This window comes from Paenibacillus jamilae, assembly GCF_050482105.1.
Lineage (GTDB): Bacteria > Bacillota > Bacilli > Paenibacillales > Paenibacillaceae > Paenibacillus > Paenibacillus jamilae_B.
Genome location: NZ_JBCNHI010000016.1, coordinates 174,132 through 194,106, shown reverse-complemented (window position 1 = coordinate 194,106; position 19,975 = coordinate 174,132). Strand labels below are relative to the sequence as shown.

General features: G+C 42.5%; 23 protein-coding genes. 21 read left to right on the top strand and 2 right to left on the bottom strand.

The genetic code is table 11. The features are described from left to right. The first annotated feature begins 6 nt into the window (after positions 1-6). The 6 genes from ABEW32_RS14595 to ABEW32_RS14570 all read left to right on the top strand — a co-directional run bounded on the left by ABEW32_RS14595 (position 7) and on the right by ABEW32_RS14570 (position 2,893). On the top strand, positions 7-321 hold the full coding sequence (locus ABEW32_RS14595) for a hypothetical protein (RefSeq protein WP_420539643.1): 315 nt from the start codon (positions 7-9) through the stop codon (positions 319-321). A 462-nt stretch (positions 322-783) separates the two neighbouring features. Next, the gene (locus ABEW32_RS14590) at positions 784-1,269 is read left to right on the top strand and encodes an antitoxin YezG family protein (RefSeq protein ID WP_430188791.1); all 486 of its coding nucleotides are present in this window, start codon (positions 784-786) and stop codon (positions 1,267-1,269) included. A gap of 44 nt (positions 1,270-1,313) precedes the next feature. Beyond that, complete coding sequence (locus ABEW32_RS14585; RefSeq protein WP_430188723.1) at positions 1,314-1,619, top strand: hypothetical protein; 306 nt, start codon at positions 1,314-1,316, stop codon at positions 1,617-1,619. Positions 1,620-1,639: 20 nt separating this feature from the next. Then, entirely contained in the window at positions 1,640-1,762 is a 123-nt protein-coding gene (locus ABEW32_RS14580; RefSeq protein WP_430188722.1) for a hypothetical protein, read from the top strand. A gap of 308 nt (positions 1,763-2,070) precedes the next feature. Next, entirely contained in the window at positions 2,071-2,424 is a 354-nt protein-coding gene (locus tag ABEW32_RS14575) for a CdiA C-terminal domain-containing protein (RefSeq protein WP_430188721.1), read from the top strand. 1 nt (position 2,425) lies between these two features. Next, on the top strand, positions 2,426-2,893 hold the full coding sequence (locus ABEW32_RS14570) for a hypothetical protein (RefSeq protein ID WP_430188719.1): 468 nt from the start codon (positions 2,426-2,428) through the stop codon (positions 2,891-2,893). A gap of 513 nt (positions 2,894-3,406) precedes the next feature. On the opposite strand, the gene ABEW32_RS14565 is transcribed toward ABEW32_RS14570, so the two are convergent. Continuing rightward, on the bottom strand, positions 3,407-3,559 hold the full coding sequence (locus ABEW32_RS14565; RefSeq protein WP_430188717.1) for a hypothetical protein: 153 nt from the start codon (positions 3,557-3,559) through the stop codon (positions 3,407-3,409). A gap of 149 nt (positions 3,560-3,708) precedes the next feature. Here ABEW32_RS14565 and ABEW32_RS14560 point away from each other — a divergent pair, with 149 nt between their 5' ends. The 8 genes from ABEW32_RS14560 (at position 3,709) to ABEW32_RS14525 (ending at position 10,143) form a co-directional block, all read left to right on the top strand. Further along, positions 3,709-4,383 (top strand): hypothetical protein, encoded by a 675-nt coding sequence (locus ABEW32_RS14560; RefSeq protein ID WP_430188716.1) that lies wholly within the window; start codon positions 3,709-3,711, stop codon positions 4,381-4,383. Next, positions 4,380-5,795, top strand: coding sequence for a hypothetical protein (locus ABEW32_RS14555; RefSeq protein ID WP_430188715.1), 1,416 nt, complete (start codon positions 4,380-4,382; stop codon positions 5,793-5,795). Before ABEW32_RS14560 ends, ABEW32_RS14555 begins: the two co-directional genes overlap by 4 nt. Before the next feature lie 76 nt (positions 5,796-5,871). Continuing rightward, positions 5,872-7,122, top strand: coding sequence for a pentapeptide repeat-containing protein (locus tag ABEW32_RS14550; RefSeq protein ID WP_430188714.1), 1,251 nt, complete (start codon positions 5,872-5,874; stop codon positions 7,120-7,122). Between the two features lie 14 nt (positions 7,123-7,136). Next, entirely contained in the window at positions 7,137-7,658 is a 522-nt protein-coding gene (locus ABEW32_RS14545) for a hypothetical protein (protein ID WP_430188712.1), read from the top strand. Further along, entirely contained in the window at positions 7,659-8,075 is a 417-nt protein-coding gene (locus tag ABEW32_RS14540; RefSeq protein ID WP_430188711.1) for a DUF4280 domain-containing protein, read from the top strand. It begins immediately after the preceding gene. A 349-nt stretch (positions 8,076-8,424) separates the two neighbouring features. Then, positions 8,425-8,652, top strand: coding sequence for a DUF896 domain-containing protein (locus ABEW32_RS14535; RefSeq protein ID WP_016820137.1), 228 nt, complete (start codon positions 8,425-8,427; stop codon positions 8,650-8,652). Between the two features lie 69 nt (positions 8,653-8,721). Further along, positions 8,722-9,120, top strand: coding sequence for a DoxX family protein (locus ABEW32_RS14530; RefSeq protein WP_430188710.1), 399 nt, complete (start codon positions 8,722-8,724; stop codon positions 9,118-9,120). A gap of 72 nt (positions 9,121-9,192) precedes the next feature. Further along, positions 9,193-10,143 (top strand): ring-cleaving dioxygenase, encoded by a 951-nt coding sequence (locus ABEW32_RS14525; protein WP_430188708.1) that lies wholly within the window; start codon positions 9,193-9,195, stop codon positions 10,141-10,143. 144 nt (positions 10,144-10,287) lie between these two features. Here the strand turns inward: ABEW32_RS14525 and ABEW32_RS14520 are convergent, their stop codons facing one another. Further along, entirely contained in the window at positions 10,288-11,439 is a 1,152-nt protein-coding gene (locus tag ABEW32_RS14520; protein WP_430188707.1) for a glycosyltransferase, read from the bottom strand. Positions 11,440-11,714: 275 nt separating this feature from the next. Here ABEW32_RS14520 and ABEW32_RS14515 point away from each other — a divergent pair, with 275 nt between their 5' ends. From ABEW32_RS14515 to ABEW32_RS14485, 7 genes are all read left to right on the top strand, one after another. Continuing rightward, entirely contained in the window at positions 11,715-12,437 is a 723-nt protein-coding gene (locus ABEW32_RS14515; protein WP_016820141.1) for a GntR family transcriptional regulator, read from the top strand. A gap of 292 nt (positions 12,438-12,729) precedes the next feature. Next, a complete protein-coding gene (locus ABEW32_RS14510; protein WP_430188705.1) occupies positions 12,730-15,114 on the top strand; it encodes a phosphoketolase family protein in 2,385 nt (794 codons plus the stop codon). Between the two features lie 289 nt (positions 15,115-15,403). Beyond that, entirely contained in the window at positions 15,404-16,246 is an 843-nt protein-coding gene (locus tag ABEW32_RS14505) for an aldo/keto reductase (RefSeq protein ID WP_430188703.1), read from the top strand. Between the two features lie 177 nt (positions 16,247-16,423). Beyond that, positions 16,424-17,083, top strand: a complete 660-nt coding sequence (locus ABEW32_RS14500; RefSeq protein WP_430188701.1) for a PspA/IM30 family protein — start codon at positions 16,424-16,426, stop codon at positions 17,081-17,083. A 26-nt stretch (positions 17,084-17,109) separates the two neighbouring features. Then, positions 17,110-18,144, top strand: a complete 1,035-nt coding sequence (locus ABEW32_RS14495) for a TFIIB-type zinc ribbon-containing protein (protein WP_430188700.1) — start codon at positions 17,110-17,112, stop codon at positions 18,142-18,144. Then, positions 18,141-18,935 carry a TPM domain-containing protein gene (locus ABEW32_RS14490; protein ID WP_430188698.1) on the top strand — a complete coding sequence of 265 codons (795 nt, stop codon included), beginning with the start codon at positions 18,141-18,143 and terminating at the stop codon, positions 18,933-18,935. Before ABEW32_RS14495 ends, ABEW32_RS14490 begins: the two co-directional genes overlap by 4 nt. 21 nt (positions 18,936-18,956) lie before the next feature. After that, positions 18,957-19,949 (top strand): SPFH domain-containing protein, encoded by a 993-nt coding sequence (locus ABEW32_RS14485; protein ID WP_430188697.1) that lies wholly within the window; start codon positions 18,957-18,959, stop codon positions 19,947-19,949. The last annotated feature ends 26 nt before the right edge of the window (positions 19,950-19,975 follow it).

Sequence of the window (19,975 nt, the reverse complement as noted above, 5' to 3'; positions counted from 1 at the left end):
TGTATAATGGAGTTAGAAAAATGGTTATTAAAACATGACATAAAAAATATGGCGATAAGCTGCTATGAAGACTATATGAGTGTTTATAGATTAGAAGAAAAAGAGGATTATGAAGAGGTGTTTGGTGACAAAGAAACCTCGAAGATTAAAATCGTTTTTCACAGTGTCTCATATGTAATAAATTATTGGTATGTTATTGATGAGCACAAGTATATATCAGCTAAACTTAGATTAGAGTATGAAGATACAAGCTTTGCGGAGTACGAAGTCATTTATGATCTTGATGGTGAGATAGAGGATGATTACTTTAGAAGAATCTAATTGTATTACTTTTAAACATGTGTTTTTAAAGCTTGACAGATTGTAATGAAATGCGACATCTACTGGAAACATCAAAAAAACAACGATACTGACTCTGGCGTAGTTTGACGCTTTCGTCGGTATCGTTGCAAAAGAATTATTGATAGGGTTTGAGTAGGTACATATAATGGACAATTAAACGTAAGGGATTGGACTAGTATGGCGAAAAATACTGAAATGACTACAGAAAAGGAGCAGTAAAAGATAGATCTCAAACTTACAGTCTTAAAAATGACATGTGGGTTAAAAGGGATGCAAGTAGCAGAAGATTCTTAGAAGCTAAAACGTCTGACTCCTTTTAAGTGAGTTGGGAAGGGAAAGTAACCTTTTGATAGAGGGTTAGTAAATTTTATATGTGTCAATTGATGGGGGCAGAACTCAAAAAGTCACAATAAAAAAATCAAAATGGAGATTGAGAAAGCTATGGAGAAACAAATGGATCAGTTATATCCCCAAATTGCAGAGCATATTTTAGATATGATACCTGAAGACAAATGGCATGAGATTTATTTGTATGCTGAAATACTAGGTGACTCTAGTAACGTATACTTTTATTTTAATACGTCTGAGAACGGAGATTTTATATACTCTCATGATATTCCTGAAAGATATGGTGTAAGTGAGAAGATTTATGATGACTTGCTATTAGGCTTACAATCCAAATTTGAAGAGCTAAGAAGAATACTTATTGATAATGATCAAGAGGCGTGGACGAATTTAACCTTAGTACTGAAGTATCCCGGTAAATTAAAAATTCAATATAATTATGAAGATATAATAGCCTCAAAAGTAACATCAACTCAACGACAAATGATTTTTGAATATCAACATTTAGGATTGTTACCTATAAGCGAGAGAAACAGACAGTTTTTAGAGGAATACTTAAATAATCAAGATAAGTATCAGTAGAACCAAACCCACTTTGACATAATTCGTCATTGTGGGTTTTTATAATGCATTCAACTTTATTGCGGCAATCCACAAACATTGGGCCGACGAGCAAGCCAGGGAAGCAGGCATATCATCGGATTCCTGAAGATTTGAGACAACGCTGGAGGGCGAACTACGACAGTTACATGGCTCAACAGCCGCAGCCGAAGCAAGAGGAAGAATCTCAGTCCTGGTGGGATCTTATGGCGGCAGTCCAGCTCCAGAATGCGGAAAATGAAGCCATTATGGCAAAGCAGATGGCGAACGAGTTGGAGTATGCCGCAGATGTGGGTGGAGAAGCTGTACTAGAGCAGCAGCAGCGGTTGTAGAAGATTATTCGTTCGGATTAATGAATAAGGAATATACCTCAGATCATTCGATGGCGCGTAAAACAGGTGAAGTGATCGGACATTCTTTGACAACTGTAGCCGGAGCTGTAGAAACGGTTGGTGCTGTGACGGAACAGCGGTAACGTATACCGGAGCATCCAATAGTGTGGAAAGTGCTAAGGACCTTTATCGAATGTCTGAAAGCGAGGGCCCAAATAGTTCAACGCCGTCTAAACCTTCTGGCGGAAAGTCAAGCAAGAACGAAGGAACACCTGGCTCACAGAAGCCGAGCAAACCAAACGAGAAGCCGCCCGGAACTAAGGAAACGGGTGACGTTGTTAGTAATATTAAACTGACAGAACCTTCATTGCCAAAGGGGAGTTAACCTAAAGGTAATTATGGGGCAGGAGATTCGCGTGGAATAAAGAAACAAAATAAAACAGCCGATTTCTTGGCTGACAAAGGTTATGACATTAAGATGTTGGATGAAATTGATGGTGGAAATGGCTATGGAATTAAAGAAGGATCGAATCCAGATTTTTTAATCGAAGGTAAAGTATTCGATTGTTATGCGCCTAAGCCAGATGGTAAGGTACAAAGTATAATAAAAGAAATAGCTGGAGAGACAAAGAACCAATCTGGAAGGATTGTTCTCAACTTAGACAACTTTCCAGATGAAAAAATTGCAGAAATTACTGGAACAATTTTAAGAAAAGCAAATCCGAATGGTGACCTAAAAAGACTTGAAGAATTAATTAGTGTTAAAGATGGCACAATTACAAAAGTATTTGGAGGAGAGAAGTAAGATGGACTGTGAATTATTTTTAGTTTCAAATTTAGGACCTGAAGCATTAAAGAGAACGATTTATAACATAGTAAGCAAGACAGTTAAAGATAAAGTAACTAATTACGAAAACTTTTCTCGTCTTAGCTGTAGATATTTCACAATTGATATTGAAACAGAAGATATTACTAGCATTGATTTTTTAAGAGAAGAATACGACATGGAAATAAATACGGAAATTAGTGTTCAATTGTTTGGGAAAACATTTTATGAAGGACTGGAGGTCTTATTTCAAACTATTGGGAAGATTTTAAAGAGCTTCAATCCTGATATGGTGTTTTTGGAAAATGGTACAGATCAACTATTTAGAAAAGAAAATGATACTATAATTGTAAACACAAATTTAGACCAGTATCAAAAGAACTATCTATCTAATAGAATAATTGATTCGCTAAAATATCCATATATTGAAAAATATTTATCTAACTAAAATAGATTTAACAATGTCAGTTCAGGAAATTATCAATGAGTCTAATGAGGGTATAGCTAATTATGGATTTTCATTCTCACGAAGAGTTTGAAAGGTAGTATAATGCTAAATAAAAGTATCCAAGTGATAATGTATTTTGTGTGACATTAAAAGATATAGATTATAAAGCATTGATTATTCCACAGGGAACAAGCAAGTTTTTTGATTTAAAACATGGTTTATATATGCTTGATAGAGAGTATGATATCTTCATTTATAGAGACAGAATTAAGATACAAGACGAAGATTTTATTAAATTCAAATCTGAGCGTTCTGAACATAATCGTAGTAATCTAAAAAAGATGGATTTATTCTAAGCCACCTTCCCCAATACTCTCAACATTACAACACGCCGAATTTTAGATTTACCGTTCACGGTTCGCCTCCATTTTAAAAAAACGCTCAATGAGTGGGTTTTTGCTCTTTAATAAGTTCGATTGCGGACTAAGTATATTCCAACTCTACAAACTCCGATTATCCAAACCGCTTAATAAAATTACTTGTATTACGGAAACTGCCCTTCAAATTAATAATAACTGCTTTCACTCTGAGCAAGGATGGATTCAATTCGATCCATAATCCGTTCCGATCAATCCCCTTCTCCATATTAATTTCAGAAATATACATTGAAAATAACGCATGGGATGGTTCTTTCTGTAAACAAAATCTCGATTCTGGCCGATACATACATAAGATGGGTTATTGTTAAATATGCCCTTTTGCTTTTATATTTTGAATTGAATACTTATCTTTTTTACGAAGAAGGGACTAGCCCTATGAGCTATATGGACGAGCATATTTTAAGTCTAAAAAATAGGCTTAATTATGGTGTTGCATCTAATAACGTAAATACGAGTCTTTCTCAAACTATTATATCTGATCGGGATCAATCCGTGTCTGGAAAAAATATGGCGTTGCGGTTAGGTGATGAGTTCACCACGTTGGAATGGAAGATGATTTTGGACGGACAATTGGAGGTAAGCTTGCCGAAATCTTTTAGTTTGATGCCACTGGAGCAGGCCAAATTTAAGTATCCTTCGGAGTATCGCCCAGAGGTCATTTATACCTCGGAGGATGGAACGGTGAATATCACCTTTAATCGGACAGAATCCACTTTGGCAGACGAGGAGCTTTCTGATTTTGTGGAACAGATGGCGGATGTTTTGCGTTCTGTACAACCAATCCGTAACTGGATGGGCACTCAAGTGATCGTAAATCATTCCGGTCTGTCCATTGGCATGATCCGTTTTATAGCTGCAGGCGTGGATACGAATTTGTACAACGAAATTCTGCTGTTCACCCATGAAGGACAGGTGATGATGGGGACGTTTAACTGTATGGAATCGGACATGGAGGTATGGCTGCCTGTAGCGGAAAATACAGCGCAATCGCTTCATGCAGTCTCTTTGCTTTTACAACCTACGCTTGAGAAAGGAGCGGATTCGCTATGAGTCTGGGCTACGATAATATCCAAATTCACCCCTACGAACTGGTTGAGCTGGAGCAGCTTACCCTCACAAAGAAAATCAATGAGCATACCCGGCTCTATTTTACAGGGATCATCCCGGAAGAGATGCAGGACAGCTATGTGGAAACAACGGAAAAGAACACTGTGATTGAGGTGAGCCAGCGCAATGAATCGGGTGAAAGTAAGCCGCTATTCAGCGGGATTGCGTTATCGGTCGAAGTGAAGGTTGTACGGGATGTGTACTATCTGGAGGTAGAGGCTATTTCCCATACTTATCGGATGGATATTCAGCAACGTACCCGTTCTTTTCAATATACCAAAATGACGATTCCTCAGATGCTGGAGCAGATTGGTAAGGATTATGAAGGGTTGGATGTGATTGATGGAGCGACCGGTGGAGAGCCTATCGGACGGATTGCCATCCAGTATCAGGAGACGGATTGGGCTTTTTTAAGACGCATGGCTTCCCGTTATCATACGAGCCTGATGCCGGTGTCGCGTTTTGATAGTCCCAAATTTTATTTTGGCATTGAAGACAGCCCTGCACAGGTCGTGCTGGATCATACCCGTTATACGGTACGCAAGCAGATGCTGCCTTTTCGCTATTTTCAGGAGAATGAGCAGGCGAAGGTGAACGAAAATGATTTTATTTTTTATGAGGTGGAGACAGACGAGGTGCTGGATTTGGGCGCTCAGTTGACCTTTCAGGGACACAGTTTGTATGTCATTGAGGCTTATACGGAGATGAGGCAAGGGCTATTGCGGCATCAATATGTGCTTGCCTCGTACAAAGGCTTACGGCAGAAAGGCTACTTTCAGGAAAAGCTGGCAGGTGCTTCGTTAGGCGGAGTGGTCGTGGACGTGCGTCAGGATCAGGTACGTATCCATCTGGATTGCGACGAGAAGCAGGCGGTCGATCAGGCGCATTGGTTCAACTATTCGACGGTGTATAGCGGTGGGGGACATACAGGATGGTATGTGATGCCGGAAAAAGGGGACCCGGTTTCACTCTATTTTCCGGGCAGCCGTGAAGAGGATGGGGTAGCGGGTAGTGCAGTCCGACGTGCAGACAGAGGAAGCGGGCATAACAAGCTTTCCAATCCGCAGATGAAAATATGGCGAACACCTCATGGAAAAGAAATCCGTTTGGGTCCGGATGAACTGGTCGTGACGGGTAAGGATGGTGCTATTTTCATCAAGCTGGACGACAAGGAAGGCATTCATATTGTGAGCAATAAACAGGTGAGTATCTCGGCGGGGGGGAACCTGAGCCTGTCAGCAGGGAAAACGATGAATTTGTCCGCAGGCAGTGAGCTACGTATGGATTGTAGTGGCAGTCATATTCAATTGAGTGGATCAGCGGATATGAAGGGCAGTGAAGTGAAGTCGAATTAGGCTGTAGGGCAGCGGATGAATGGCATCAGCCTGAAGATATGAATTTATGAGAGCTTTAGGTGGTGGTTGAGTACAAATGGAGAAGCCTATCGATGAGTTCGAATCGCAATGGCAGGTCATTTTGAATCAGGCGTGGTTTCTCATCCGCAGAGACTGGGCACTGAAGTTCAAGGTGACGCAGGAGCAACGGATTCAGGCCTGTGTCGAAGAGTTTCGGGGATATTGCCAGCACATTCGGCAAGAGCAGCTTCAAGGAAGAAAAGGAAGGATCGGTTATATTACGTACTCTATGCTACGTACCACGTGGCTGGAAGAACGGCCTAGTTATCTCGTAGAGGCTTCCGATGCTTTATGGATGTTTGATCCGCAGCCGATCAGATTGGACTGGGATACAAGCTGGGCATATTCCTACTGGACTGATTTGCAGCAACAATTGCGAAGGGAGGTAGAGAAGCAGCATGTTTCTCTATCAGAGCTTGAATGGGAGCAGGCTATGCTGGAAGCAGCGATACACATTCATGCGCTTGTTGTGGATGCGTTGCGTTTGGCAATGAAACAGGCGGTGTGCTTGCCGGAGTTTCAAGAACTGGAGCGAAATGAGACGTTCGAGATTCGTGTGGGGGAATATATGGATCATAGTGTGTCGGTATATCGAGAAGATCGCAGAGCTATGGAGGCCAATGAAATCCAGTCGTGGTTGGAGGAAAAAGAAGAACATGCGTACAGCTATCAAGCGTTGACCCAAGTTGAACTATCGGATGGGGATTACAGCCTGTTGGATTTCCGTTATACAGCCTTTCGCCAAATCAGAATGGAGCATAGCCGACTGCATGGTTGTATCCTGGTAGGAACGGTGTGGCAGGAAAGTCAGCTAAATGGAATCGATTTGACATACAGCTTGCTTCATGGGGCCAATTTTAGCGGATGCTCGATGAAAGGGGCCATATTGGATGTCGTTATGGGTAACGCCGGATATGGATCAGATGCTTCATTGGATTGGGAGCCATTGGGTTTTGCCAGCGTAGATTTCACAGGGGCGAGCTTGCAGGGAGCCCGTTTTCATGATGCACAGTTGCGAGGAGCCATATTTCAAGAGGCGTTACTACAAAAAGCGTCCTTGGACGGGGCAGACCTCACGAATGCCTGCTTTGTTGGAGCAGATGTGACAGGTGCATCCTTTAAAGAGGCTTGCTTGATCGGGGCTGATTTTACGGGTGCAAACGTACAAGGAGTTATTTTTACCGATGAACAGCGTAGAGGAGCCATTGGTTTAGAATGGTCTATACAGGTAAGGGATGTTACTAGCAAAAGGGGGTGGCTGCACTGAGATATTTTCGACTAATGGTAGACGAGCGGGTAAAGCATCGGGTGGAGCCTGCTTCGCTGTCTCCTTTACAAGTAGAAGATATCCTGACGGAGGCTGAGGGACAGCAACAGCAGGACGAACCACTTTTTTTGGCTGTACATACCGATCCACGAACAGTGTACCCGGATTTTTTGGGATTTCCCCTACCACTGGTGTCCGATCGGATGAAAGTATTATTAGAGAAATATATGCCGGAACTGAAGTGGAAAGCAGCCATCCTTACCGACTTCCAGCAGGCCAGACAGGAGGTATACTGGGTGCTTCGTCCGCCGATGGTGGACTGTTTGTCCGCACAAACGGAATGGTACCCCAATGGTACGTTGAAGCGTTTGATACTGAGACAGGGGGAGATAGAGCCCCCTGTTTTTCGAATTGAGGGACTGATCGAACCTCATATCTATATTCATTTGGCCGTGGCAGAAAGTCTGCTGCGCCGATCTTTTACAGGTATTCGAGTGCAAAGAGTTGAGATAGAAGCATTAAGGAGGATGGGATAAGTGGGAGAAGCCCAGGTAAGGCCGGGAACGGGTGCAAAAAAAAGCTATGTCGTGGCAGGAGCGATCTTAAGTTGTAGTTATGGCACACAACCTACCCGTTTGAAGAGACCTTTTAGCCATGGCGTCTACGTAAAAAACAAAGCACAAATGAACATTGGAGATTACGTTCCAGGGGTGAACATTCAGTCTTTTGGAAATTGCTCCAGTCCCTTAAATCCAGCTGTGCAAGCAAGTGAGATGGTGGACATCTATGGCGTGAAGAAGGCTCCGTGTGTTCCAATCCTGACCATGCCGTGGCTAAATGGCAAAAGTGATGTGAAGATCGAAGGACAGCCTGCTTTGACACAAAACTGTACCCATCAGTGTCTGTATTGTGGTCATATTCAGATTGAAAATGATGGACAGGAGCTGGACTAAGAGTCTGTTTCGAAGCCGTTAGGTTTCGGAATTGTATTCAGGACGTGTATACATTTGAGCTGAAGGTTGCTTCGCATTCGTACCCGATGGATATCCAGATAAAGAAACGATCTTATTAGGATATCCATCGTACCTACGATGGTCTGGTTACGGCAATAGTACGTTTAACATACAAGTAATATCAGTACGGAGATGGCCTTAATATTATGGGGGTTAAAAGCAACTCAAGGGTTTATCTTCTTCTCTTTTTAATAAAGTGTTGACAAGAATAAAAAAATATTATATCTTTATATCAAGATAAATAAATTAAAGATAAAACAACGACAAATTCTAAATAGGAGGTATACACATGATTGCGATTTTAGAAAGAATTAATCAGTTGGCAAACAAAGCAAAAGAAGTTGGGTTAACTGAAATTGAAAAAACGGAGCAAATGGATCTTCGCAAGGAATACCTTCAAATCTTCCGGGGCTCTGTACAAAGCATTCTCTTGAACGCTACGATTTATGATCCAAATGGAGATGATGTTACCCCTGAAAAACTTAGAAGAGAGCAGGCTAAAATCGTTAAACCATGAATTTAGCTTTATCTAATATCTCTAATTTAAAAATCTTTAAATGATAAATATAATATGGAGCGTGATTTTATGTTGGCGAGTGGACTGTTGTTGATACGTTTGGTAGTAGGATTGCTATTTGTGGGGCACGGGGCTCAGAAGCTTTTTGGCTGGTTTGGTGGCTATGGTCCCAAAGGTACTGGTGGTTGGATGGAATCAATCGGGATCAAGCCCGGAGTATTGATGGCCGTGGTCGCTGGATTGATGGAATTGCTAGGAGGAGCTCTATTTGCTGTAGGACTGCTTACTCCACTGGCTGCACTGTTGATTACAATGACGATGCTTGGAGCGATTGTCAAAGTACATGGTCAAAACGGGATCTGGGCCACAGCTAATGGCTATGAATATCCGCTGGTTCTTATTGCTGTCGTAGTCGGTATTGCGTTGACAGGTGCAGGTTCATATTCCATTGATGCAATGCTTCATTAATACATGAACCTAAGTCATTAAAAATGACCAATGGTAAAAATAAGGATTTCTACGATTAAAGGAGGATTCTATATGTCACTTCAAACTACAGGTATTCATCATATTACAGCTTTTGCTGGTAATCCGCAGGCAAATGTCGATTTCTATGCAGGTATTCTTGGACTTCGGTTAGTGAAGAAAACGATCAACTTCGATGCTCCTGAGGTTTACCACTTGTATTTTGGTAACGAGGTAGGAAGTCCCGGAACGATTATTACTTTTTTCCCGGCACCAGGAACTCCCAAAGGGCGAATCGGAGGCGGTCAGGTAGGCATAACCTCGTATGTGGTACCGCCAGGTTCACTTGATTTTTGGCAGCATCGTTTGCAAAGCTTTGGGATTGAAGTTACGAAAACAAGCCGTTTTAATGAACAATATCTTCAATTCGAGGATAATGAGGGTCTACGTCTTGAGCTTGTTGAACGTGCAGAAGGAGCGAACAGTACTTGGTCTTATGATGGTATTTCGGCTGATAACGCCATTAAAGGGTTCGGAGGTGCCGTGCTATTTAGCGTCAATCCACAGAAAACGATGGATGCATTGCAGAGCATACTCGGATTTACGAAAATCGACGAAGACGCCGAATATGCTCGTTATCAATCTGTAGGAGAAATCGGTAATATCGTGGATGTTCCGCTTGCGAAAATGGGTTTAGGCTTTGGTGGAGCAGGCACGGTACACCACATTGCATGGCGCGCAAAAGATTTCGAGCAACATGAAGACTGGAGAAGCACCGTCCAGCATTATGGCTATCAGCCGACCCCAATCATCGACCGCCAATATTTTAATGCGATATATTTCAGAGAAGCGGGCGGCATACTATTTGAAATTGCTACAGATCCACCGGGATTTGCTAACGATGAACCTGCGGAATCTTTGGGGCAGAAATTAATGCTACCAGAGTGGTATGAACCGCAGCGGGCTCAGATCGAGGCAAACCTGCATCCTATTGAAGTGAGAACATTAACAGATAAACAAAAGTAAATGAAATGACTGCTGTTTTGCATCCAGATGAAGTCACGTAAATCCACAATCTTTTTCGATTGTGGATTTTTCATCTAATGGATTACCACCTGAAAATGGAATCTCCCGCAACGACTTATGTGTCTCGTGACCTCCGGTCTCTTTTTATTCCACCAGCCTTTCGGACTTTTTCAGCATTTCTCTTAGCACGTGAGCGACTCGGCTTTTCCGGTTCTCAGCTTTCCTTTGTATCGCTCGTAATGATTGCTGGTATGCTGGGGTGCTGTTGTGATAATAAAACTGCTTGGCAGCAATGCGTAGTGTCCTTCTCAACAACATGGCTGATGAACGTGTTAACCTGGAACGGAGTCCCCTGCGTAATACTCGCAGTGTATTTTTGTAGGTTTCAAAATCCTCGGATGGAGGAATCAGAGCGAATAAATTTAACGAGGAGTCATTGAATCCGTAAGTTTCATACATGATTCTTAAATTTTCCGTATTTAAAACGTTACCTCTAAGATGGGTTGGATGCTCCTGATGATACCCGACCACCTCTTTGATGCAATAAAAAGGGATTTTTAAGCGATGCAGTCTATAGCCAAGATCCCAGTCTTCGAGTCCGTACAGCACAAACCGTTCATTAAAACCTCCAATACGAATCAAGTGGTTGCGTCTGATGGCTACACAACGAGTTACTAGCATCATCCAGGGAGCTACGTCCGTTGAGGCAAATTGTTTTTGAGTACTGGGCGGAACCCTAGTGGGGCTGACGACTTTAGACAGTGTACCTGTTTGATGCAGGACATCATCAGGGGTGATGATCGGAACAATTTCATTCGCTGTTTCAAAGTCGGGGTTCCACAAGCCTGAGTGTGTAAGTATACTCCGACAATGTTCTTTTTCTTCTACAGAAAAGTCAGGGTGATAGTGGGTAAATGCATCGTCCCACGAGTGAGGAATGCCTGAAAGCACGGATTTGGGATACTTGCGGTGATAACGGCTCACGGTTTTAATGAAATGAGGCAGCACCAAAAAGTCAGCGTCACAGAAAATGATGTATAGCCCTTTTGCTCGGCGCAGTCCCAAATTTCGAACGGCAGATCGACCGCGTTGTTCCGGGTGTGACACATAGATAAGAGGATAGGATGCTTTGAAGCCTTCGACCATTTCTTTCGTCCCATCTGTAGAGCCGTCATCAGCTACAATGACCTCGAATAGTTGCTTCGGATAGGTTTGTGTTTCAAAGGAAGCGAGTGTGAGCAACAACTGTTGGGCGCGATTATAGGTTGGAATGATGACGCTGTAGCGGATAGCCAATGTGATCTCCCCCCACCATTCTGATTAGAGAACCCTTGAACGAGATAAATAATAACAATGTATTCAAGGATTTTAGCCTGGTCTAGTCAAACAACCCACAAAGTTCGAAACAGGCTTGGTCCTATGCGGATGTTAATGTGGGTGTGATGTATATGTCATGGCAGCATTATGCATAAGGATGTAAAGTAAAAGGGACACAAACAAACATGAGATGAAATGGGCATGTTTATGGTAAACTATATGGAGTTATAGAAGACCTGAAAGAGGAGTACTATATGACACAATTTGTCTATAAGCAAATTATTGACGATCTTAAAATGAAAATTTTCGCTGGAAAGTTTGCAGATATGAGATTGCCAGATGAACGTAGTCTTAGTGAGACTTACCAGGTTAGTCGTAGTTCCATTAAACGTGCTCTGACTAAAATGGAGAGTGTCGGAATTATTTTCAAAAAACAAGGTTCCGGGACATTTATTAATCCCTTATACATAAGAAATGAATCTATCTTTAACTACGAGGGCTCTAATCTAGGAGTTACTGATAATTTTCAAATGCATGGCAAAAAGCCAAAAATCAAAGTATTGAGTTTTGAGGTCATTCCACCGACAGAAGAACTACAGCGCGATTTGTTCTTGGACACTCATGATTTTGTGTATAAAATCGTTCGCTTGCGTCTGTTTGATGATGATCCATTTATGATCGAAACGGGCTATATCCCCATTAAAATTGTCCAGGACTTAAATCAGACCATTATTGAGGGTTCCATTTTTAATTATTTGGAGGACTCGCGGAACCTGGCTGTCACCAAATCCTTTTTATCTATTTTTGCAGAACCGTCTGAAGAGAATGATCAAAAGCTACTGCAATTAAAAGAAAATGAACCCGTAGGCATTATGGAGGGTGTTTTCTTTTTGGATAACGGTACCCCATTTGAATTTTCGCATATGCGATTTCACTACAAATATTTGAAATTTAATACCTTTGTATCGGTACACTAATGAACAGACTGGAGAATTCTCCGGTCTTTTTTTTATGGTTTTGAAAAAGGATTAGAGTCTGCAAACTCTTCATTTATCACAAATTTTATTGGTTTATCCTGCTATATATTTTAATGTAAGAGCTTTTTTACTGTCTTTTTAATTTATATTTCATAGTATGTTCAAAAATTCACAAAATTGGACCGTATCACTTGTGAAAAAGATTGAATTAATTCAGCGTAGCGTTATGATGTACATGTAGATGAAATTTCCGGAAATAAATTACAAACAAAATTACTAGGGAGTGGACACCATGGCTTTATCACCCGTGTTAGAAGATTACTCGTCTAAAACATATTTGGAAAAACTTGATGCATACTGGCGTGCAACGAACTACATTTCAGTAGGTCAGCTTTATTTAAAAGACAATCCTTTGTTGAGAGAACCTTTGAAAGATTCGGATGTAAAGGTTAAGCCTATTGGACACTGGGGCACGATTCCAGGCCAAAACTTTATTTATGCTCATCTTAATCGTGTTATTAATAAATATGATTTGAACATGCTTTACATTGAAGGTCCTGGTCACGGCGGCCAAGTGATGGTTTCAAATTCATATCTTGATGGAAGCTACACCGAAATTTATCCGCAAATCACGCAGGATATCCCAGGTATGAAAAAACTGTTCAAACAATTTTCATTCCCTGGCGGTATTGCGTCACATGCTGCGCCTGAAACACCTGGATCTATCCATGAAGGTGGGGAGCTGGGCTATTCTCTGTCTCATGGTGTGGGTGCTATTTTAGATAATCCGAATCTGATTTCGGCTGTTGTTATTGGGGATGGTGAAGCTGAAACGGGTCCATTGGCCGCTTCGTGGTTCTCTAACCGATTTATCAATCCAATCACGGATGGCGCAGTGCTGCCGATCTTACACTTAAATGGCTTCAAAATTAGTAACCCAACGATTATGTCTCGCCAATCAAAAGAAGAGCTAACCTCGTTCTTTAAAGGTTTGGGTTGGGAACCATTCTTTGTTGAAGGTGAAGATCCTGATCACATGCACCCAGAAATGGCGAAAGTATTGGATACTGCCATCGAGAAGATTGAAGCTATTCAAAAGAATGCGCGTGAAAATAATGACCTTACTCGTCCGGCGTGGCCAGTGCTTATCTTCCGTTCCCCTAAAGGCTGGACAGGTCCAAAGGAATGGGATGGCGTGCCGAATACAAATTCGTTCCGTGCCCACCAGGTTCCAATTCCAGTCGATCAAAAAAATATGCAGCACGCACCTGCTTTATTAGAATGGCTGAATAGCTATAGACCAGAGGAATTGTTCGATGAAAATGGTCGTTTAAAACCTGAGATTGCTGAAATTTTGCCTACAGGCGATAAACGAATGGGAATGAACCCTGTTGCGAATGCGGGTAACCTTATTAAAGACTTGAAATTGCCAGATTTCCGCAACTATGCACTGGATAACTCCACGCCTGGTAAAGTGATTGCGCAAGATATGTCGGTATTGGGCAAATACGTTAAAGATGTGGTTGTTTTAAATGAAGAGAATCGCAATTTCAGAATCTTCGGACCTGATGAAACGATGTCTAATCGCTTGGCACCTGTTTTTGAAGTAACCAAACGCCAATGGATGGATCAAATCATTGAGCCTAATGATGAATTCTTGTCATCGTATGGTCGTGTTATTGATTCACAATTATCCGAGCACCAAGCTGAAGGATTGCTGGAAGGGTATGTGTTAACAGGTCGTCATGGTTTCTTTGCAAGTTACGAAGCCTTCCTGCGCGTGGTTGACTCGATGATCACTCAACACTTCAAATGGCTGCGTAAAGCAACGGATCAAGGATGGCGTGCAGATATCCCATCATTGAATGTTGTAGCTACTTCAACGGTCTTCCAACAGGATCATAATGGTTATACACACCAAGATCCAGGCTTGTTGGGACATTTGGCTGATAAGAAACCAGAATTTATTCGTGAGTATTTGCCAGCTGACGCCAACTCTCTGCTAGCTGTTTTTGATACCATTTTAAATGACCGTCAAAAGATCAATTTAATTGTTTCGTCCAAACACCCACGTCCACAATGGTTCTCTGCTGATGAAGCGAAGGAATTGGTGGACAAGGGCTTGAAGATTATTGACTGGGCAAGTACAGATCAAGGTGGAGAGCCTGATATTGTCATCGCTTCTGCCGGTACAGAGCCAACGATTGAAAGCTTAGCTGCAATCTCGATCTTGCATAAAAAACTGCCTGACTTGAAGATTCGCTACATCAATGTAGTAGACTTACTGAAGCTGAGAAGCCAGAAGTTAGATCCTCGTGGATTATCTGACGCTGAGTTTGATCGATTTTTCACAAAGGACAAACCAGTTGTGTTCGCTTTCCATGGCTACGAAGGTCTGATCAAAGATCTGTTCTTTGATCGTCATAACCATAACCTGCATGTACATGGTTACCGTGAAAACGGCGATATTACAACACCATTTGATATGCGTGTATTGAATCAAATGGACCGTTTTGACTTGGTGAAGGAAGCTGTTCTAAGCTTGCCTAACGCTGGAAAGTACACAAATATTGCGGATGAAATGGATGCAGTGGTTAAGAAACATCATCAGTTTATTCGTGAAGAAGGCATTGACTTGCCAGAGGTAGAGAACTGGGTATGGGAAGGCCTGAAATAAAAAAGTATAGTACATTTCAGCTTTGTGTTGGACAACCAAGCAGTCAAGCATGAGCTGGAATATATGATTTGGTAGTAGTATAGAAGTGCCTGACCTCTTGAATTCAAGTATGATTTCAATGGGGATCAGGCACTTTTTGATATGGCATAGAGAGAGTTTAAATAGGGAAGTCACGAGCTGGTGGGTAATAAGTATATGGGGAACGAATTGATTCACTGTATCCACTGTATTTTGTCTGAGTATTGAAGAGGTGTTATGGTAGAAGAGAATCGTAAAGGAGGCTGCTAATATGAACCATCTAATTCCGGATAAGGTATTGAATGACGGCACTAAGGTGCCTGTCATTGGATTTGGAACTGCTGGATTGAAGGGTGCAGATGGAGTAAAAGTGATAGCCGGCGCGATTGATGCGGGTTACCGCCTGATTGACACAGCTTTTAACTATGAAAATGAGGGCGCTGTCGGGAAAGCTGTCCAGCAGAGTTCAGTACCGAGAGAAGAATTGTTGATTTGCTCCAAACTTCCAGGTCGTCGACATGCGTATCAGGAAGCCATTGTCACGATCGAAGAGTCATTATATAGAGGCGGTTTGGACTATTATGATCTGTACTTGATCCATTGGCCGAATCCCAAAATCGATCGTTATGTTGAAGCCTGGCAGGCATTGATTGAGGCGAAGAAGCGGGGCTATATTCGTTCGATCGGAGTCTGCAATTTCCTGCCTGAGCATAATGAACGATTGATTAGGGAAACAGGTATCGCGCCGAGCATCAATCAGGTTGAACTGCATCCATTATTTAATCAGGAGCATCAGCGTACCAAAGATGCTGAACAGGGCATTGTGACGGAATCATGGAGCCCCTTGGGGCGCGGTCACAGCATGATGGAGAACGAGGAGATTGGGAAAATTGCCGCTGCTCATGGCAAAACCGCGACCCAAGCGATTTTACGTTGGCACATTCAACTGGGAGCGATCCCAATTCCCAAGGCTTCTTCTGTAAAACATCAGACGGAAAATCTGGACATTTTTGATTTTGAGTTGTCACCAGAGGAAATGAACGTGATTTCAGCGCTTAACAGGGAAGATGGACGGCTATGGGATCAGGACCCCAATTCCTATGAAGAACTGTAATCTACAAGAATGAATTCGAAGGGTTCAAAAATCTGTAGAGGGTTTTTGAACCCTTTGCTTTTAGTAATAGTGGAAAGGATGCGATAAGTCTGGATATAGCTATGATGAATGATGAACATTTTTAACCGGATATGATGTATGATATGGGGGAATGCAGTCTTTTTGAAGGAGGGCATCATGGGGATTTTATCAAGGTTTAAGGATATTATGAAGGTGAATATCAGCGCCTTATTGGATAAGGCGAGCGATCCGGAGAAGACCATTGATGATTATATGCGGAACTTGAACAGTGATCTGGGCAAGGTGAAGGCGGAAACGACCTCGGTACTAGCTGATGAGAAAAGAGCGAAAAGAGCACTGGATGAATGTAGAGCTGAGATCAAAAAGCTCCAGCATTATGCAAGTAAGTCTGTGGAAGCTGGCAATGAAGATGAGGCTCGAAAGTTTCTGGAACGTAAAATCTTGCAGGCAGAGAAACTGGAATCGTTACAGACCTCTTATGAATTAGCTTCGGCAAACGCCGTACATATGAAACAAATGCAGGAGAAATTGGTGTCCGATATAGGGCGGCTGGAAGCGCGGCGTGCCGAACTTAAAGGGAAGCTGGCAGTCGCCAAAGCACAGCAAGCCTTGAATTCTATGGGCGACCATGATTCTGTCTTCGAGGCCTTGGAAGAGAAGGCAAACAAGGCTTATGATGAAGCGATGGCGATAGCCGAGCTCCGGGGAGAGACGAAGGACGACCTAGATGCGTTATTTGCACAATATGAGAAGAGTACCAATGCAGAAGATGAGCTGGCTGCAATCAAGCAGAAAATCAATTCCAAAGAATCATAATAGTTTCTACATGGAGAGGTGAGCAGATGCCGGTTATCGAATACAAATGCCCCAACTGCGGCAGCGGCATGGTCTTTGACAGTGAGACAGGAATGTTGTCTTGCCATAGCTGCGGAAGAGAGGACAACATCGATACGATTCCTGATCCTCTGACCAATCGTGTTTTTTCAGAAGATGAGGCCCATGAGTATCATTGCAATAACTGTGGAGCAGTGATTATGACCGAAGTGGAGACGAGTGCAACGGTGTGCAGCTTTTGTGGTTCTGCCGTGGTACTGGGTGATCGACTGACCGGGAAGCTGGCTCCGGCGCAGGTTATTCCTTTTTCGATCAGCAAGGAAGAAGCCATAGCTGCGTTCAAAAAATGGTGCAAGAAAGGCCGTCTGACACCGAACCAATTCAAGATAGCCGACCGAATCAAGGGAATAACCGGTATGTATGTCCCCTTCTGGTTATATGAATTACATAATCAAATTGAGGTTCAAGGTGAAGGTACCCAAGTGAGAACCTATACGAGCGGAGATTACGAATATACAGAAACGAAGCATTTTGATGTATATCGGAAAATCCGTTTGAATTACGTGAAGGTTCCGATTGATGCTGCGGAGAAAATGAATGACGAGCTGATGGATAAATTGGAACCTTTTCCTTATGATCAGCTCAAACCTTTTAAAACGCCATATCTAGCGGGCTATATTGCGGAAAAGTATAGTTATAACGAAGAGGAGCTTTTCCCGCGCGTGAAAGACAAAGTGAAGGAATATATTGATGCTTATATTCAGTCTACGGTGTCAGAGTATACGTCCGTGAGTTACACGGAAAAGCAAATTGATACTACATTAAAGCAAGCGGATTATGTCTTGCTCCCGGTATGGGTCATCCACTATGACTACAATCAATTGGAGCATACGTTTGCGATGAACGGTCAGACGGGCAAGGTAGTTGGTAAGCCTCCGATTAGCAAGTTCAAAGTGACGGCTTGGTTTGCAGGCATTTTCGGCATAACTCTCTTTTCATTAAGGTTAACCACTTGGTTGATCATGGGGGGAGAATTCTATTGAAAAAATATAGAGCGATTGTGGCCGTTTTGTTGTTCTTTGCTGTTTTTCTAGCGGTTCCTATGGAAATGAAGGGCGAAGCAGCAACGACAGAGATGAAGCCATTGATTTTTGACGAGGCGGGTCTACTTAATCAGGAAGAGTATGATGTGTTGAACTCTATGGCTAATCAATACGGTGCCGCGAGAGAGACAGACATTATTATTTATACGACTAACAATCCCGACAATATGGATGTTATGAAGATGACACAGGATTTTTATGATGATCATGGTCCGGGATATGACAGGGCTCATGGAAATGCAGTTATTTTAACGATGGATATGAGGAATAGAGAGGTGTACTTGGCCGGGTTTTATAAGGCAGAACGGTATCTGGATGACGACAGGCTTACGAAAATCCGCCATGAAATTACCCCGGATCTGACGAATGGCAACTATGGACTTGCATTCCAAAAGTATATTCTCGGTGCGCACAAATATTTGGCCATCCGCCCAGGGGTGAATCCAGACAGTATATTTTTCAAAGGCTGGCTTCACTTGGCGATTGCGCTGGGATTGGCGTCTATTATTGTAGGTAAGATGGTTTCGAGTTCCGGCGGTCGGGTTACGGTAAATCGACAGACCTACGAGGATGCAAGCACGTCAGGGGTTCTGGCACATCAAGATCTGTACACCCACACCACGACAACGAAGCGGAAGATTGAAAAGAGCAGTAGCAGCAGCTCATCAGGCGGAGGGGGCGGAACCACCAGCGGCGGCCATTCGCATAGCGGCAGCAGAGGATCATTTTAACGGAAGGGATGGATACAGCACATGGGATTCTTCAGAAATCAATTTGCAAATGTAGTAGAATGGGAAGAATTTAGGGATGACATGATCTTTTGGAAGTGGAGCAATCGTGAAATTAAAAAAGGCAGTAAATTAATCATCCGCTCCGGTCAGGATGCGATTTTTGTCAATAATGGCAAGATCGAGGGTATCTTTGAGAATGAAGGGTCATATAACATGGACTCGGATATTATTCCATTTCTATCGACATTAAAAGGGTTCAAGTTCGGTTTTAATAGCGGCATGCGGGTGGAGGTCTTGTTCGTTAATACGAAGGAGTTTACGGTAAAATGGGGAACACAAAACCCGGTTTTGATCCCGACTCCCCAATTGCCAGGCGGAATGCCGATTCGCGCCAATGGTACATTTAATTTTAAAGTAAACGATTATGTTACGCTTATTGACAAGATTGCCGGGGTAAAGGACAGTTATCTTGTTGAGGATGTGAAAATACGGATTACTTCGGTGTTGGATCAGTTATTGATGAAGTGGATCAGCAGAGAAGGCAAGGATATGTTTAATCTACAGGCGAATGCTTATGATATTTCGAAGGGCATTCAAGAAGACCTGGATATGCAAGTGATGGACAACGGTATGACGATTACAGGCTTTCATGTGATGAGCTTCAATTATCCTCAAGAAATTCAGGATATGATTACGAAGACGGCTTCTCATGAAATGATCGGCAATCTGCAAAAGTACCAACAAGTGACGATGACCGACGGTATTGCATCGGGGAATGTAAAAGGCGGCGGTGCTGCTTCGGATATGGCCAGTATGATGATGGGCATGAATATAGCCAATGAAATGATGAAAAATCTGAACCCAAGCCAGCAGCCTCCGGCTGGGAATCAGCCAGCTTCCGATGTCTCCACTTCTTCCGGTGATGGCAAAAGGCCCAATTTTTGTCCGAATTGTGGTACAAAAAACGAGGGAGCTAACTTTTGTCCGAATTGTGGACAGAAATTGAACGGATAGCTTTGTAAACCAAACAGCAGTTGTTG

Coding starts and splice junctions, on each gene's coding strand:
- ABEW32_RS14595 (WP_420539643.1), top strand. CDS start 7: ATGGAGTTAGAAAAATGGTTATTAAAACATGACATAAAAAATATGGCG.
- ABEW32_RS14590 (WP_430188791.1), top strand. CDS start 784: ATGGAGAAACAAATGGATCAGTTATATCCCCAAATTGCAGAGCATATT.
- ABEW32_RS14585 (WP_430188723.1), top strand. CDS start 1,314: ATGCATTCAACTTTATTGCGGCAATCCACAAACATTGGGCCGACGAGC.
- ABEW32_RS14580 (WP_430188722.1), top strand. CDS start 1,640: ATGAATAAGGAATATACCTCAGATCATTCGATGGCGCGTAAAACAGGT.
- ABEW32_RS14570 (WP_430188719.1), top strand. CDS start 2,426: ATGGACTGTGAATTATTTTTAGTTTCAAATTTAGGACCTGAAGCATTA.
- ABEW32_RS14565 (WP_430188717.1), bottom strand. CDS start 3,559: ATGTATATTTCTGAAATTAATATGGAGAAGGGGATTGATCGGAACGGA.
- ABEW32_RS14560 (WP_430188716.1), top strand. CDS start 3,709: ATGAGCTATATGGACGAGCATATTTTAAGTCTAAAAAATAGGCTTAAT.
- ABEW32_RS14555 (WP_430188715.1), top strand. CDS start 4,380: ATGAGTCTGGGCTACGATAATATCCAAATTCACCCCTACGAACTGGTT.
- ABEW32_RS14550 (WP_430188714.1), top strand. CDS start 5,872: ATGGAGAAGCCTATCGATGAGTTCGAATCGCAATGGCAGGTCATTTTG.
- ABEW32_RS14545 (WP_430188712.1), top strand. CDS start 7,137: ATGGTAGACGAGCGGGTAAAGCATCGGGTGGAGCCTGCTTCGCTGTCT.
- ABEW32_RS14535 (WP_016820137.1), top strand. CDS start 8,425: ATGATTGCGATTTTAGAAAGAATTAATCAGTTGGCAAACAAAGCAAAA.
- ABEW32_RS14530 (WP_430188710.1), top strand. CDS start 8,722: ATGTTGGCGAGTGGACTGTTGTTGATACGTTTGGTAGTAGGATTGCTA.
- ABEW32_RS14525 (WP_430188708.1), top strand. CDS start 9,193: ATGTCACTTCAAACTACAGGTATTCATCATATTACAGCTTTTGCTGGT.
- ABEW32_RS14515 (WP_016820141.1), top strand. CDS start 11,715: ATGACACAATTTGTCTATAAGCAAATTATTGACGATCTTAAAATGAAA.
- ABEW32_RS14510 (WP_430188705.1), top strand. CDS start 12,730: ATGGCTTTATCACCCGTGTTAGAAGATTACTCGTCTAAAACATATTTG.
- ABEW32_RS14505 (WP_430188703.1), top strand. CDS start 15,404: ATGAACCATCTAATTCCGGATAAGGTATTGAATGACGGCACTAAGGTG.
- ABEW32_RS14500 (WP_430188701.1), top strand. CDS start 16,424: ATGGGGATTTTATCAAGGTTTAAGGATATTATGAAGGTGAATATCAGC.
- ABEW32_RS14495 (WP_430188700.1), top strand. CDS start 17,110: ATGCCGGTTATCGAATACAAATGCCCCAACTGCGGCAGCGGCATGGTC.
- ABEW32_RS14485 (WP_430188697.1), top strand. CDS start 18,957: ATGGGATTCTTCAGAAATCAATTTGCAAATGTAGTAGAATGGGAAGAA.